Below are 15,623 nucleotides of genomic sequence, written 5' to 3' on the forward strand. Positions count from 1 at the left end.
TGTAAGCTGGCTTTTTTCATTCAACTTGTCTTTCAGCATTGGCAAAGACATACTCTTTTGCAATTTTTGGCTTGTGTGTTGGCTTAAGCGAATTGCAAATGTGTATGGCTTGTGCGTTGGCTATTTTAGATACAATCCAACTGCTAAACCGATTCCAATTGCAATTAGAATAAAGACTAAAATTTTTAGTGTTTTTAGTTCTTTAGTTTGCAACTCAAATTGTTCTTTAATTTTACTCTCCATTGTGTTAAAATTAGAGTTCAACGTAATTTCAAATGCTCTTTGTATTTGGGTTCCTTCGTTTCTAATTTCAACTTGAATATCAGACTTATATTTGTCAAGTCTCGTTATTAGTGTTGCATCAAGCTCTTTTTGGAACGCTTTATTGTCTTTGTATATTTCTCCAATCTTTTGTTCTAGAAACTCATTAGCAACTTTTATTTGTTCTGTGTTTTCTTGGGTTTGTTTTTTAATAACAGAGCTTACAGTGTTTAAATTTTTGTTGTTATCTTCGATTAAGTCCAAGTTGCGACTTATGTTCGATTGAAGTGTGCTTATTTCCGAATACACATCTGTAAAATCTTTTAGTTGCTTGGAATTGTGTTCCAATTCATTTACAACACTATCCAATTTTTCTAAATCCATTTTCTATATTTTTATTAATGTTTTTAAGTCTGTCGTTATAATGAATAAGGATTGTTTTTGTATCTCCTAATTCTTTAGCAAATCGTAATTTTTCTTCATCAGATTTACTGAATTTATATAAGAATTTTAGTAATTTAATTTTTCCTTTTTGGTTTATGTTTTTTGAAATTTCAAGAATTTGGTCAACTATATAATCAAACTTAGATTCTTCATAGTTTGAAATAGTATCGAATGCTTTTGAAAATCTATGTTCTTCAATTGCATTAAATGAATTTTCTAAAAGCAAATTAGTTAGTCCATTTATAAGGTTTAAGCCTGTATTTGTTTGAAAACTTTCTAAAAACCGTTGCAGATTTCCTTTTAGGTCAATTAAATCTTCCTTTTTTATAAAGTTGTTGTTCTCATCATAAAAAACTTCAAACCATTTTGCGAAATCTTTATTGTTGTTTTCTGCAATGTGCTGTAAAATATAAGTTGCTTCTGTAAATTTAAAATATGCTTCTAATGACTTTTTAAACGCTTCTTTCCCTTGCAGTGTATCATCATATTTTAAGCAGTTTTCATAGACATTCTTTAAAGACTCTCTTCTATTTGTACCAAACTTATCATAAGACCATTGTAATAAAACCTTTACATAACGTTTAAATACTGGTAATTCATTGTCGTTTAAAATATTTGAGTATTTAACTCTGTCTGAATGGTTATCAAATTCAAAATCGTCAACATATTTTTTAATGAATTTAAGTAGCGTAGATTTTATACTGTCTTCTGTATAATTATTATACGTAACAGTAAATACACCATTTAAAAAATCATCAACTGTCCAATCAGAAACTATACCCAAGTTAGATAATCGATAGATAGATTTTTCAACCTTGCTTTTAGCTTCTTTTCTTTGGTTCGCTGTTTGTGCATTTGGGAAAAGGGTTAAAGCATAGACAATTTTTGTTGCTCCTGATTCAGAATATACATTGTGAAGCCTTGAAACAAGCTCTAATTCTTTTGGTATTGAATCTAACCCATTTTGGTATAAGAATATCTGACGAAATACACATTTACCATTTCTACCAACTTGCTCTTGTAACTCTTTTATTTCTTCGTAAGTTGATTCTGGGTTGAAGATTTTGTTAACGTCATTTTCAGGCTTTTCTTCTGTAAGCAAAACGTAACATTTCGAATTGCTTTTATCTCTTCCTGCTCTTCCCGCTTCTTGGTATAGTGATTCCATTGAAGCTGGCATTCCATAATGTACAGTAAATCCTATGTTTTTTTTGTTTATTCCCATACCAAAAGCCTTTGTAGCTGTTAGTAAAGTGAACTTATTTTTCTTGTATTCATCTTGAACTTTGAGCTTGTATTTTTCAAATTCTTTATCTGTTCCTGCAAAATTTCTTGGTTTTGAACCAGAATAGAATTTAATAGGCGTTTGATAATTAGTTGTAAGATTATTTGACAAATTAAAACAACCATTTACACCATTCACAAAAGGTGTAAAAATTAGACCACATTTAATAATGTCAGACTCTGAATTAAAAAGACTGTTTTCTTCAATTTGATAATCAATAACAGAATTTAATTCTTGATACTTATTTCCATTGTCATTTATTACGATAAACTCTAACTCGGGTCGAGTATAATCTGTTAATGTTTTGACATTTTTTTGGTCTGTGTTAAATTCTAATTGAATGTCCTTTAGAACATTTACTGAAGCAGTTGCGGTTAAGCCTAAAAAGTTAATTTCCGGGCAATATTTTTTTATGGTGTTTGAAAGATTTAAGTAAGAAGTTCTAAAATCGTGTCCCCATTCTGATAAACAGTGTACTTCATCTATTACAGCATAAGAAAAGTTTAATTGTTTATTTATGGCATTTAGTCTTTCTCTAAAATCCTTTGTTTGAAATCTTTCAGGTGAAATAAAAACAAAGAAATATTTACCATTACCATAGTTATCCATTATTTCTGTTCTTTCAGCACCTATCGTATCGCTGTTTATTGACTCAATATTTTGAATGTATGCTTGGTCAAGGTCTTTTATTTGGTCATACATTAATGACTTTATAGGGCAAACAACAAAACTTATACAAGGCTGTAAAAGACAAGCGAGCTGATATGTTAAAGATTTTCCACCGCCTGTTGGAAGTAAGCCTATTGTTGTATTGTTCTCTAAAATATTCTGAATGATTGAAATCTGACCATTATTAAATTTATTGTATTCAAATATGTTTTTAAGAAAAAACTCTAAGTTTTCTAGGTCATCAGATTCGTCATTAAAAAGCAGTTTATATTTAAATTTTTTAGAAGTACTAAGTTTAAAATAATTGATTCTGTCTAGTTTGTTTTTGTTTCGATTATGAAACAAGTCTAAATAATCAGTTCTAACATAAATAACACTTTCATTTAGTGAATTTTCATCTGTCCATCGTTCTAAAAGACTAAAGTCAACTTTTATGCAATTTCCGTTACTGAAATTCTCAACATTTCTAATTTCAACTTCAGGTTCGTTAAACTCAATTTTTTGTAACTTTAGTAAATGCTGAAACCATTCAAAAACATCTTCAATTGCGTAATTTTCGTAACTATTGACATCTCTGTTTTTAATTTCAAAAACCCATTTAGAATCATCGAGATTTAATAATCCACTTTCTAGTAATTCAAGAAGTAGGATTTGAAACCGAATTGTTGCCGTAGGCAACAATTTTGTTTTTTTTATTTCTTCTGGAATCTCAGCAAAACTGAGATTAAAGTTGTTTTTGTATAAATTTAAAAATCTTGAATACGTTTCAAGTTGGCTTTTTATTTCTTCAATTTTCTCAAAATAAGTTTCATTTCTTGTTTCTAAATCTATTGTGTCTATCCTAACTGTTTTAACTTTAGATAAACTTAAATGATTGTCTCTGATTGAATCAACAACTCTTCCAATTTCTTTTTTATGTTGTTGTCCATCTATTTCGATAACTAAATTTGCTTGAGGTAAGAAGAAGTCAACACATTGGTGTTTGAAATTGACATCATCCCTTTGCGTGATTTGATTAATTTCAATTTCAGGTACTATTAGTTGTTTTATAAATTCATACTCTGATAAATCTTGACTTATTCTTTCTTCTAAAAATGTTCTTGCAGGAAAGTAATTGTTCTCTTCATCTCCTCTTATAGTGTTATTCCATTTTAGATTTGATTGATTTATAAGAACAAAAGGTTTTTTAAAGTGTTCCGTTTTTTTATGTATTGAGCCATAAACACTTTGTAAATATTGGCTCATCAAAGTAGGTTTTCCTCTTTGAATTAAATTTTTGATTATATGTATTGCTGATAAAAATTCCGATTCTTTTCTTGAACTATTTAGATTTTGAATAACGAAATTATGGTTTGTGTAAGAGTAGTTAGCGGAATATTTTTTCATCATTCATTTTGGTTCATTTTGTATCTCGAGCGTAGGCTAAAAACAGCTCTTTTGGTTTTTTAGCATTGGCTTTTTGTTGGCAAAAACCAATTATGCTGTTTGTGTGGTTGGCTCATCAGCTTACTTACAACACGCACAGGTTATGGCGAGTTCACGCAGAATACGTAGTGTTCTAAAGTGTATGATAGTTGTCGGTTTGGTTAGTAATCTGTTTTCTCAAATATACTTAATTAGTAAAAAACATTGCAGGAATTTCCGGATGAGCACGAACCAAGCAATTGAGTTTAGTCCTTGTTGTATCACGATTTATTTCCGCTGTATTCTTTTTATCAATTCTAATATTCTCTTGGCTCCGGTTTCGCTCAAACTTCCATATTTCATATTGGGCGAAAAAGGTCGGGATTTAGTCATCCAAGTATCATCTGTTGACAACCATATTTTGCCAATTTCTTTATCATTTTGGTGGAAAAATCGAAAAATGTAGTCAGATTCCGCAACAGCCCAAGTTGTTTCTCTAAAACTGAAATTTTCAGGATTATTGAAAAATGTCATTATTTCTTCAGTTTCATTTTCGGTAAGTTTTTCAGACGTTATTCTGCTTGTCAGAAGAGTATTTTTATAAAATTTGACCTTAGCTACTTTTTCGCGAGGGAACTTCCACTCATCTTTTCCAAAGTTCTTTTTGTAGGTTTTTTGCTGTTCTTTCCAATCGCTATGACCATAAAACTCTGCGAATTCTTTTTCGGGAGTATGTACGGAATAATATTCGCCGCGGTCAAAAATGTCCCATACTATAGTGATACCAATTGTCAATATCAGAAGTAAAGAAATCAATAATCGTTGTAGTATTTTCAATTGGAAGTGATTGTTTTAAATGTATGGCAACGGTCTGGTGTATGGCTCGTGGCATGCAAATTAGCAATTAATTTTCGGTTGAGCCACAAGCCAGATTTTTAAATTTTATTATTTATCTTTTTTGTTGGAAAGTCGTCAAATTTAAAAATTTGGCGACTTTCCAAATATGCCTTAACTTTGATTAAGCAACTTATCAGCAATGAGCTATACACGTTGTCGCCCACAGTTATTTTTCAACTGTTTGTATATTCCATTTAAGTTAAAATTGCCCACAATCAACTTAATTTAATCTTGATATGTAAATGTTCGAGGACTCGAAGTCGTAACATTTCCACTTGCGTCGGTAGCTGTAAAAACCACGTTGTAAGTTCCAGCGTTATTCGTGCTGAAATTTTCGGAAATCGTTAATTGCGTATCGCTATTCGGAGTTGCTTCGGCATTATCTTCAAGTACTACAGTTCCGCTACTATTCGTCACGGTCAATTGCATCGTAGCTATTCGCGTTTCGTCTACGCCTTGAGCAGTTAAGTTAACCAATTCAGGACCTAATCCGTTTCCTAAATCAGTTGAGTATGTTTGATTCAAATCAGGACTTTGGATTGAAATTGTTGGTGCAGTCGTATCTGCATTAGCATCGTCATCGCTTGAACAATTTGTTAATCCAATCGCTAATCCTATTAATGTGCTAAATAAAAATGTTTTCTTCATTCGTTTTAAATTTTCGTTTGAGTTTGGTTTTAATTGTGGGCAACGGCCTAGTGTATGAAACGTAGCGTGCAAAAAGACACTAAATTTTCGGATTAACACAGAGCCGAATTTTTATATTTTGTTTTTAATTTTTCTCTTTTTAAAATCCAAATTAAAAATTTGGCGGCTTTCCAATCATGCCTTAACTTCTGTTAAGAAAATGATTAATAATGAGTTGTACGTGTTGTTATGCATAATTCTTTACACGTATGCTAATCGCCTTTCCATTTCACGCGCTTCGTCATATTCGCCAATTTCGTTGTAGCAAATTTTCAAATTTTTCAGAGCATCATCATTATTCGGCATCACTTCAATTGCTTTTTGAAAATAGGCAATTGCCTGTAACATATTATCTTGTCTATAAAAGTTAGCTCCTATATTATTTAGTCTATCGGTTTCGCCTGCTATTTGCCATTGCTCAGTTTGGGATAAAAACCTCCAATTATCTGTAAATTCTTTGAACTTTTGGAATTCGGATTTCGGTTCAGAATTAGTTTGTTGAGTGTTTTGATCAGCTTTTAAGTAAACTATATCTACATTTCTGTCGTGCATATGTAATGTAGCTTTTTCTACACTTTTATTTTTTAAATGAAGTGAAATTCCATAATCCGCAAAAGACGAACCCATTGCGTCAACTCCAAAACCTCTTAATTTAATGAGAGAACTATTTTGGTCAATAATTTTCATTTGTTTAGGTGCCATTTGAACATTATTTCCCCAAACGGGATGTATTCCGCTCATATTATAAATTGATGCAGAAAATACTTTATTATCTGAAGTTTGTATTCTAACACCACGCATTGCTCCTTTATTATCTGCTTTTCGTTCTTGTCCATTTTCGTATCGAATATGGTCATCAGAAACGAATCTAAAATCTGTTAAATCAATCGGTAGTTCTTTCGAATTTGAGCCGAAAATGTCAAATATTCCCATAAGTTAAATTTAGCCTTTAGTCTTTTTCGTATTATGCACAGTACGCACAGGTTATGGCGAGTTCACGCAGAAAGGGTGATGTTCTATAGTGTGCGGTGGTCGTTGGTTTGGTTAGTATTTTCTTTTCTCAAATATATTGAATTCCATACTAATAAAGTAGGAGTGAGGATTGAGAAAATGAGCCTATTGAATAGTGAAGCCAAGATTATATTATGATTAAAACTATGCTAGAAACTAGTCAAAAAAACACTTGGTTTTTAGCTTAGTTCATTGTTGTAGCGCGTTTTTATTTTATTCTTTTCCAAATAGTCGGTCATTTAACTTCTTCTTTTTTTCGTCCGACAAGTTGTTCAAATATTCGATTCCCTTTTCAGTTGTTCCGATACTATAAATTGGTTGTCCAACTGGATACCAATTGTAGTGATTGTCGAGAATCTCCAAAGTTTTCTCTTTTTCAATCACTCTAGTTGGATTTCGAGCTTCTCTGTTCGGATATTCTTCCAATATCACGAGTTCTTCGTTTAACAATTCTATCAAAATGGAATAAGTCAAGTCCATTCTTTGAGGAAAGGTCAATTCGTACCGACCAAACTCTGACGGCAATTCAAAAAGTCCTTCGGGAGCTTCGTCAGAAACGAAAATCATTACTTGTCTTTCAAGTTCCCAATCAATATGTCTTTTCCAATCCTTACTGTCCATTTTTCAAATGCGCTACAACACGCACAGGTTATGGCGAGTTCACGCAGAATGCGTAGCATTCTAGAGTGTACGGTAGCCAATAGCGTTAATTTGCTATAACCGTAGTTGTTGACGGTACCAGTAACGCTGGTTAGTGTTTAGTTGTTTAGATTATAAATATAGTTAGATAAAAGCAAATTACAGCGACTTGTCTCCGACGAGCAAACGCAGTTTGCGAGAGGAAGACACGCGTGAAACTAATGAATAAGTTCAGGAGAGAATTGAGCGCTAGCGAAATGGCCTGAACGAACTTAGGTATCGTCCAGCAACGGTTTTGTGTATGGCTCGTTGCGGAAAATCAGCTATGATTTTCCGCCGTAACCGAAAGATAGCAAATTGCAATGAATTCCGATTAGGAATTCAGCCGCAATGAGCTATACACGTTGTTGTAGAGCGTTATTTTTCAAAAAGTACATTTAATTTACCAATCAGTTTTTCTGGCATATTTCCAGCACTCAACTCAAAGTCTATTTGAAAATTATTAATGCTTGATTCGGAATCATAAATGATAGTTAATTCCTCCAAATGCTCGGAATAACCATGTTTTAAGTTTTTTCTACTGAAATCAACATCATAACTATTGGTTTTTTTTATACTTGGGGAATTAAAATTAATTGTTGTATTAGGCGTAATCTGATTGTAAACTGGTGGCACAAAAGGAAATGCAGAATGCCCAATATCAAATGCATTTTTAGGCTTATAAGGTGGATTTGGTAATGATGGGTAATCTTCTTTTTCTGAACTTTCTATTAATTCAAAGCCGTCTGGGAAATGAAGATGTAAATCAATATCTTCAGCAGGACTATTTCCAGTGTTTTTTATTATTAACTGAATATTAAATGATAATAACTCTTTCTTCTCATATTCAAATATTTTGTCTAATACTTTTTCATATTCGGAATAGAATTCATCAAGTTCATTGTTGTAGGACTCAATTCTTGAAGAGAATAAAGGACCTAATTGAGTTAAAATATTCCCTTTAGGTTCATTATATTTTAGATAAGGGTATTCCATTTTGATATCTTTTAACTTTTGAGCTTTAAAGTTTTCAAAATTTGAATAATCTCTTTTAGTAACTTTTATTTTTAGAAACTTGTTTTCATTTGAAAACAAAACATCTAATTCCGGTATTCTTGTTTTTAAAATTTGATTTTCTCTTTCTAGTTTCTTAATCCTTTTCTCTTCTTCAGAAACTTGATTTGGTATAAGGTATTTAGAATTTAATTTTAAAGATTTTATGTTGAACATTTTTGCCCTTAATCTAGGACCAATATCATTTGAGCATAATAAAATATCGTTCAAATTATGTTCTTGTCTAAATTGAATAATACTCGCGATAAGTCTATGGTCTTTTTCTTTGAAGTTTAAGTTGTTTTCTTCATAAACTTCTTGGCTTGGTTTTAATAAAAGAATTTCAAAATCAATATTTTTTCCAATTACGGAATCTTCTTTTTCAGCCAGTTCCTCCAGTCGATTTAGTACATTTCTTGCACGATTTCCAATTTTATTTGTGCCAATTTTTTTTTCATCTAATTCATCAATTACGATTGGTGGAATGACCAATTTACATGCATTAGAGGATGACTCATATAACCAATCAATTTTTTCAAAATCTTGAAAATGTAAAAATATATTGGTATCCAAAAATATGTATTTCATATGTTTTCTCTAATGCTCTACAACGGTTAGTATATGAAAAGTAGGCGATTTCGAAGTACCAAACTTTCGGTTGTACAGGTAGTTTGATACGAGCCAAAAGCCTTGATTTTATTAATATTTCGCCTATTTTTTATATACATTGTTACCAGCTGGCTATTTTATATGTTTATATCTTTCCGAACGCATATTAAAAGCTTTTTCACTTCCTTCCATAACGTCACAAATTTCTTTTTTAATTGTCGGTTCTTCAACTGTTCCAGAATATAGAACTTCTAGATTCTTACTTTCAGAATCCATTGACAAAATATATTCAGCATCTCCATTTACTGGAATATTTGCATTATGGGTAACTACTATGATTTGCCTATTTTCTTTTGCTTGTTTTAAGCGGTCAACAATTAATTCATATACTAATCTATTGTCTAAATCATCTTCTGGTTGGTCTAATAAAAGAGGTGTATTACCTTGAGAAAGAATAAATGTCAAAATCGCTGTTGTTTTTTGACCTGCTGATGCTGTAGATAATGGCTTAAATGTAGATGAACCTGAAGGTTTGTATTGTATATCAATTTCATCTTCGGGAATTAGTAACTCAATTTCATCAATTTGAGATTCAGACATTCCCTTGACTAAATTCACAAAGTACCCACTAACATTTGTTACACTTTCCTCTTTTCTAATTTTTAAAAAGATATCGCGAACATCTTTAATTTTATTCTCAACATTGCCATTAAAACAAATGTCAACCAATGAATCGATATCAGTTTCGAAACCAGACCATCTTTGAGTAATAGCTCTAATTTTATTTACAAAATCAGCTTTATTTCTAAATTGCTTTATTGAGACTTTAACTTTATCATCTTGCATTAAGTCAGCTACAAAATTTTTTCTCAAGACAGTAATGTCTTTAGTCTTCTGCAAGAATTGATTTTGTAGATTTTGCCTTTCAGCTATTTCAGTTATTAGACTTTGTTCAATAGTTATTATTTTTTCTAGCTCTAATTCTTTTGCTTTTTTAGCTTCAGAAAGTTTTTCATAATTAGATATGTCATCAATACCTTGAGCTTCTAATTCTAATTTTTTAGCGTTGAAATCAAGATTATTTTGATCAAAATCTTTATTCCAATTTGTTAAAGGCAATGAGGTGTTAAAGTCGGTTCTTAATTTCTCAGCTTTTTGTTTTAAAGCCTCTATTTCACGTTTGATTTCTTCATAACCTTCAACAACAGTTTTACTTAATGGGGAAATTTCGTCAGAATACTTTGTGTCAAATTCTGTAAAATCAATTTCTTCTATTTTAAGATCATTGGAAAGGTTTTCGATTTTATCCTCATTGTTTTTGGCTTCTAGAAGAAATTCATCAATAGTCTTTTTTTGACTTGTGAACCTATTTTTTGAAGTTAGCAATGAAGCTATACCACTTTGTTGTAATAATTTAATCCGAGCGTCTAAATCCGTTATTTCAGTTTGTAGTTTTCCTTTTCCTGAAATTTGCTGTCTTATTGTTCTTATGGTAGCTGATTTCTCTAAAAACTCTTTTTTGATTATTTCTCTCTCATTTACAAGAGATTCCATTCCAGTTATAGATTTATCAATTCTCTCTCTTAAAGAATTAGGTTCTTGAGCTATTTCATAAATCTGTTTTTGAGAATATTGCTCATATTGAAAAAAGTCAATAAATGATTCAGCTTCCTCCAAAATCCAATCATCTGTTTCTAAATCGTATTTCTTAATAATGATTGTTTGATTAACTGAATTAGAAATATTGCTTGCTATTATTTTATAAACAATACTATTTCTTATAAATTCTATCTCAACTGAAGTGTCTTCCTTGATAACACCTTTTTGAGTTCTAGCATCAAAACGTTTATAAAAGTGATTATGGTCATCAAGAATTTCTGTTAAATCGGCTAAATCATTTGTTCTATTAAATAAGCCGCGAATAAATCTCAAAATACTTGATTTACCACTACCACGACCTCCAATAATTGTAGTTAATTGTGGGTTAAAATCAATTTTTAGAGGAATGTTGTCTCTTGTTATTGTTGAATTAGAAACCGTGATAGATTTAATCCACAAGTCTGGAAGATTATAAGGCGAATTAGGAGAATTAAAATCATTCTTAATTCTGAAATCAGGTAATAAAAAAGCTTGTCTCAAACCTTCAAGTGAAGGCGTGTCGCCCATTTTAATCCAAGTAAACCTAGTTCCAATTCCATCTAAGCCGTGTTTAGAATTTTTTGGTGCGTGTGGGTTGTCGGAGAAAGTTACAATAGCTTTTTTAGATTCTAAGGCGTATTTTACAGAAGTGTACCATTCTTTAATCGTTGAATCTTCGATTGAAGGTGTTGGATTATTATAATAATCGTTCAACTTTATTTTCAAATCTACATTACCTTTCGTTTGAAAAGAAGGGTCTAAAAATTCCTTATGAACTACTTGAACAGCATTTATCTCATATTCGGCATATAGTTTTTTTAAATTTCCAACACTCACAGAGCCAAGTCCGTTGTATTCGTCAATATGTGCTGGAATTACTAATGCTCCATCTTTTAGGGCTAATTCGGATATTTCAAAAATGCTAGAAATGGTTGCCGCCTCTTGTTTCCCAAAATCTTCCGCTCTGATATTCGCTCTAACAAGAAAATCTCTTATGTCCGCAGTAGTTTTAGTTGTGTCAAAAATTATAAGCAAATGAACCTTACTTGCATCACAAGTTATTTCAACCCCTGGAAAGACTGTCAATGAAGTGTCTTTCGCAGCTTCTTTTATTTCATCAATACTTGCTCCTGTATTATGATCAGTAACAGCAACACAATTCAAACCTTGCTCAATAGCTCTATCAACCCATTGTTGAGCAGTTACAGTTTGGTCTTCAAAACACTTACTCGCAGTTGTATGTAGATGTAAATCACATTTAAACCATCTACTCCCTTTGTAATTTAATTCTGTCATTTAGGTTGTGTTTTTTGCTTGCTGGTAACACGCACAGGTTATGGCGAGTTCACGCAGAATGCGCAGCATTCTAGAGTGTACGGTAGCCATTCTTGCATCCGACGAGTGCGCTTTCGCGAAAGCGGCATGAGAGGAATGCACTAATTTGCTATAACCATAGTTGTTGACGGTACCAGTAACGCTGGTTAGTGTTTAGTTGTTTAGGTTATAAATATAGTTAGATAAAAGCAAATTACAGCGACTTGTCTCCGACGAGCAAACGCAGTTTGCGAGAGGAAGACACGCGTGGATCTAACCTATAAGTTCAGGAGAGAATTGAGCGCTAGCGAAATGGCCTGAACGACCGTAGGTATCGTCCAGCAACGGCTCGTATAACCGTCAGTTACGGGTTAATATGCGTTAATTTTCGGTTTGACACAGGCTTTAGCAATTCCGAGTGGATTCGGACGTAGTCGAATCCGCCGTAATTGCGGTTATACATTGTTGGCAGTAGTATTTTTTTATTTTCCAATTATTCCTAACTCGTTTTTTATATCTGTTCTTTCGGTTAATTTAGTTGGATTAACACTCCAATTTTCGGCTATTTTCATAACGAGTTCCTCGTCTGCATAATCTAAATCTTCTCTTTCCCAATACTCGTCTAATTCCGCTTCTTTAGATAGTGAGTTGAATAAATTTAAATCGGTTTCTGGTTCAGTTAATTCTCCATAAGCCTTAAAATTTTCTCCACTTTCTCCAATGTAGGAATAAACTCTTGTTGTTTTTCCATTTACAGATTTTATCCAATGATGATATTCAACTACACGATGAGTACCGAAAGATTGCGCTTCTCCAAATTCCGAACTCAATATGTTAAGGATGTTTTCTAGTTTATTTATATTCTCAAGATTTGCATCATTGACTAATTTCATTCCAACTGCTAAAGTCCATTGTCCGATTTGAGGCGTAATAAAAATTCCGTCGTTGTATGCCGTTTCAATTCCGTTTTTCCAATTTGAAGGTTGTACATTTTTAAGTTGCAACACTTCTGAAATTCTTTTTTTATTATCTGTTTTTACTGCAATACAAACATTTTTATATCCAAAATCAACAGGATTATCTTTTTCAGAGCTAATTTCACTTGTTTCCGATTTGTATAGAGCGGAAACATCATTCCGTTTTGCATACCAAACAGAAATTCCAATAAATACTATTATTCCTATTATAATTAATGTTTTCATTCGGTTTTCAATATTACTGCCAACACGCACAGGTTATGGCGAGTTCACGCAGAATGCGTAGCATTCTAGAGTGTACGGTAGCCATTCTTCCATCCGACGAGTGCGCTTTCGCGAAAGCGGCATGAGAGGAATGCACAAATTTGCTATAACCGAAGTTGTGGACGGTGCCAGTAACGCTGGTTAGTGTTTAATTGTTTAGGTTATAAATTTAGTTAGATAAAAGCAAATTACAGCGACTTGTCTCCGACGAGCAAACGCAGTTCGCGAGAGGAAGACACGCGTGGATCTAACTTATAAATTCAGGAGAGAATTGAGCGCTAGCGAAATGGCCTGAACGACCGTAGGTATCGTCCAGCAACGGTATTGTATATGAAAAGTAGCGGACTTTATGCACTAATTTTTCGGATTATAACTGACCTCTAATTTATTCATTTTGTTTCGTTTAAGCGATTAAACCGCTATTTTTTATATACGTTGTTGTACACTGGCTTTTTTCCGTTCAGATTGTCATTCAGCGTTTGCGAAAGACATACTCTTTTGCAATTTTTGGATTAAGCTTTGGCTGGTGCGAATTGCAAATGTGTATGGCTTTGTGTGTTGGCTTATTCAACACTCACAATCGATTCATCTCCACTAATGTTTCTAACTTTAATTCTCAATGGTTTTTCTTTTGATGTAATTTTTCCATTCCAAAAGTCTTTCGATTTCTCTCCATCGTAAATGACATAACCTAATTTGTCAATTTTTATTTCTGTTGAACTAAACCATTCTCCCTCTGAATTTTTACAGTCTAAAGAGATTAATTCGATTAGCTCTAATCCTTCTTCGCTAATATTAATAGGGTCGAATTTCTTTCCTTTGTTTATTGCTTGTAAGTTTCCTTTATCATTGAACTCATTAATTTTCTGCTTTAATCTGTCACTTATAAACTTGTCAATGGAAATAGAATATTCTTCTTTTTCTTTACTAACTGAAAATTCTAATTCATCATTCACAACTGTTTCGTGAAGTAGATTCTTTAAATCTCTTAATTCAATATCTGTTGTGGTTGCATTATTTTCTTTGATGAATTTTTTCAGTTCTTTTTCATCATCAATATCAATGTAATACACAATTACTTTTTTAGCAGTAATTGAAAGGTTTTGTATTTCTTGATTGATAATACGGTTAATGGTTGGTATATCTAATAATTTTTGTTGACTATCTATTAATTCTGGAACATAAACGGGAACACTACCTAATTTACTATCGTTTATAGCACCTAACCAAAAATTAGAAACGCCTTCTACTTTAGTTTGCAAGCCTGTAATTAGAGTTGATAACTTATCCATTGTTTGTTGCGGATTTCTAAAAAGGTTTACACCATCTTTAACTTCTTTTACAGTAAAGTTTGCTTTTTCTGCTACTAATCGGTCTCTAACCGTTTGTATAGAATTAATACCAATATCACAATGAATAAACTTTCTACCTAATTCATTGGCAACTTTTGCAGTTACACCACTGCCACCAAAAAAATCTGCAACTACCATATCTTTGTTAGATGCAATTTCTAATAATAAATCAACCAATCCTTCAGGTTTTTGAGTTGAATAATCAAGACGCTCTTTAGAAACATTCAAGACAGGTCTGCAACTGTAATTTTTAATACTGCCGTCATCCAAAACTCTATGGATTACACCCATTAAGGTGTCAGTTAATATTGTGTCAACATAAAACCTACCATTTTCATCTACTAAAGTGCCTATAAATTTCTTATCGAGATATTGTCTTTCTTTAATTGTATTTATTTCAAAGGTATCTGGATTATTACAGTAAAAATAAATACAATCGTGTTTACGTGCAATTGAAGCTTTTTTTGAAGCACCACCACTTCTATAGGCCCATATAATTTCATTTACAAAATTATTTTCACCAAATACTTCATCCATTAGTATTTTAACATAGTGACCTATATGCCAGTCTAAATGCATATAAATTGATGCATTTTCAGACATAATACTTTTAATTGCTTGTAAATTCTCATACATCCAATTAAGAAAATCCTCTTTTTGCCAAATGTCACCATACATTGTTTCTTCAAAAGCTTTTATGCCCTCAATATCCATTTCTGTTTCGGCAGCTTTTATTTTTTCTGCCAATTTTGGGTTACGGCGTATGTACACTTTCTTGGCATAGTCTGCACCACTTGCAAAAGGTGGGTCTATGTATACCAAATCAACTTTTATACCTTGCTCTTTTAGATATGCACAAGCTGACAAACACTCACCTCTAATAACCAGGTTGTCAGAAGGTTTGCCAACTTGTTCAACAGTTTCTACTTCGTAGTATGGCATACCACGCTCTAAACGGTTATACACTTCATTGTTTTCACGATAACGTAATACACGTTTTGTGCGTGTAATATTGTCTAATACTGCTTGACCTTCTATGGTATTTGGCGTGTATGGAATATATTTTATTGGCATAATTGT

11 protein-coding genes are annotated in these 15,623 nt (G+C 32.2%); all 11 read right to left on the minus strand.

The genetic code is table 11. From position 1 onward, the window contains the following. Window positions 1-120: 120 nt before the first annotated feature. The 11 genes from HCN53_RS12365 to HCN53_RS12415 all read right to left on the minus strand — a co-directional run bounded on the left by HCN53_RS12365 (window position 121) and on the right by HCN53_RS12415 (window position 15,617). Window positions 121-645, minus strand: coding sequence for a hypothetical protein (locus HCN53_RS12365; RefSeq protein WP_167343150.1), 525 nt, complete (start codon window positions 643-645; stop codon window positions 121-123). Next, window positions 623-4,045: a DEAD/DEAH box helicase gene (locus HCN53_RS12370; protein WP_167343151.1), complete on the minus strand. Its 3,423-nt coding sequence runs from the start codon at window positions 4,043-4,045 to the stop codon at window positions 623-625. Before HCN53_RS12370 ends, HCN53_RS12365 begins: the two co-directional genes overlap by 23 nt. 306 nt (window positions 4,046-4,351) lie before the next feature. Further along, window positions 4,352-4,900 carry a hypothetical protein gene (locus HCN53_RS12375; protein ID WP_167343152.1) on the minus strand — a complete coding sequence of 183 codons (549 nt, stop codon included), beginning with the start codon at window positions 4,898-4,900 and terminating at the stop codon, window positions 4,352-4,354. Window positions 4,901-5,185: 285 nt separating this feature from the next. After that, on the minus strand, window positions 5,186-5,680 hold the full coding sequence (locus tag HCN53_RS12380) for an Ig-like domain repeat protein (protein ID WP_167343153.1): 495 nt from the start codon (window positions 5,678-5,680) through the stop codon (window positions 5,186-5,188). Window positions 5,681-5,848: 168 nt separating this feature from the next. Beyond that, window positions 5,849-6,580 (minus strand): tetratricopeptide repeat protein, encoded by a 732-nt coding sequence (locus tag HCN53_RS12385; RefSeq protein ID WP_167343154.1) that lies wholly within the window; start codon window positions 6,578-6,580, stop codon window positions 5,849-5,851. A gap of 291 nt (window positions 6,581-6,871) precedes the next feature. Continuing rightward, on the minus strand, window positions 6,872-7,279 hold the full coding sequence (locus HCN53_RS12390) for a hypothetical protein (RefSeq protein ID WP_167343155.1): 408 nt from the start codon (window positions 7,277-7,279) through the stop codon (window positions 6,872-6,874). A gap of 435 nt (window positions 7,280-7,714) precedes the next feature. Next, window positions 7,715-8,977 (minus strand): PIN domain-containing protein, encoded by a 1,263-nt coding sequence (locus tag HCN53_RS12395; protein WP_167343156.1) that lies wholly within the window; start codon window positions 8,975-8,977, stop codon window positions 7,715-7,717. Between the two features lie 153 nt (window positions 8,978-9,130). Next, window positions 9,131-11,932, minus strand: a complete 2,802-nt coding sequence (locus HCN53_RS12400) for a TrlF family AAA-like ATPase (protein ID WP_167343157.1) — start codon at window positions 11,930-11,932, stop codon at window positions 9,131-9,133. Beyond that, complete coding sequence (locus HCN53_RS12405; protein ID WP_167343158.1) at window positions 11,933-12,073, minus strand: hypothetical protein; 141 nt, start codon at window positions 12,071-12,073, stop codon at window positions 11,933-11,935. 359 nt (window positions 12,074-12,432) lie between these two features. Beyond that, window positions 12,433-13,152, minus strand: a complete 720-nt coding sequence (locus HCN53_RS12410) for a hypothetical protein (RefSeq protein ID WP_167343159.1) — start codon at window positions 13,150-13,152, stop codon at window positions 12,433-12,435. 602 nt (window positions 13,153-13,754) lie between these two features. Then, window positions 13,755-15,617 carry a DNA methyltransferase gene (locus HCN53_RS12415; RefSeq protein ID WP_167343160.1) on the minus strand — a complete coding sequence of 621 codons (1,863 nt, stop codon included), beginning with the start codon at window positions 15,615-15,617 and terminating at the stop codon, window positions 13,755-13,757. Window positions 15,618-15,623 lie beyond the last annotated feature (6 nt).

It is taken from the genome of Nonlabens sp. SY33080 (assembly GCF_011784885.1).
GTDB lineage: Bacteria > Bacteroidota > Bacteroidia > Flavobacteriales > Flavobacteriaceae > Nonlabens > Nonlabens tegetincola.

Coding starts and splice junctions, on each gene's coding strand:
- HCN53_RS12365 (WP_167343150.1), bottom strand. CDS start 645: ATGGATTTAGAAAAATTGGATAGTGTTGTAAATGAATTGGAACACAAT.
- HCN53_RS12370 (WP_167343151.1), bottom strand. CDS start 4,045: ATGAAAAAATATTCCGCTAACTACTCTTACACAAACCATAATTTCGTT.
- HCN53_RS12385 (WP_167343154.1), bottom strand. CDS start 6,580: ATGGGAATATTTGACATTTTCGGCTCAAATTCGAAAGAACTACCGATT.
- HCN53_RS12390 (WP_167343155.1), bottom strand. CDS start 7,279: ATGGACAGTAAGGATTGGAAAAGACATATTGATTGGGAACTTGAAAGA.
- HCN53_RS12395 (WP_167343156.1), bottom strand. CDS start 8,977: ATGAAATACATATTTTTGGATACCAATATATTTTTACATTTTCAAGAT.
- HCN53_RS12400 (WP_167343157.1), bottom strand. CDS start 11,932: ATGACAGAATTAAATTACAAAGGGAGTAGATGGTTTAAATGTGATTTA.
- HCN53_RS12410 (WP_167343159.1), bottom strand. CDS start 13,152: ATGAAAACATTAATTATAATAGGAATAATAGTATTTATTGGAATTTCT.
- HCN53_RS12415 (WP_167343160.1), bottom strand. CDS start 15,617: ATGCCAATAAAATATATTCCATACACGCCAAATACCATAGAAGGTCAA.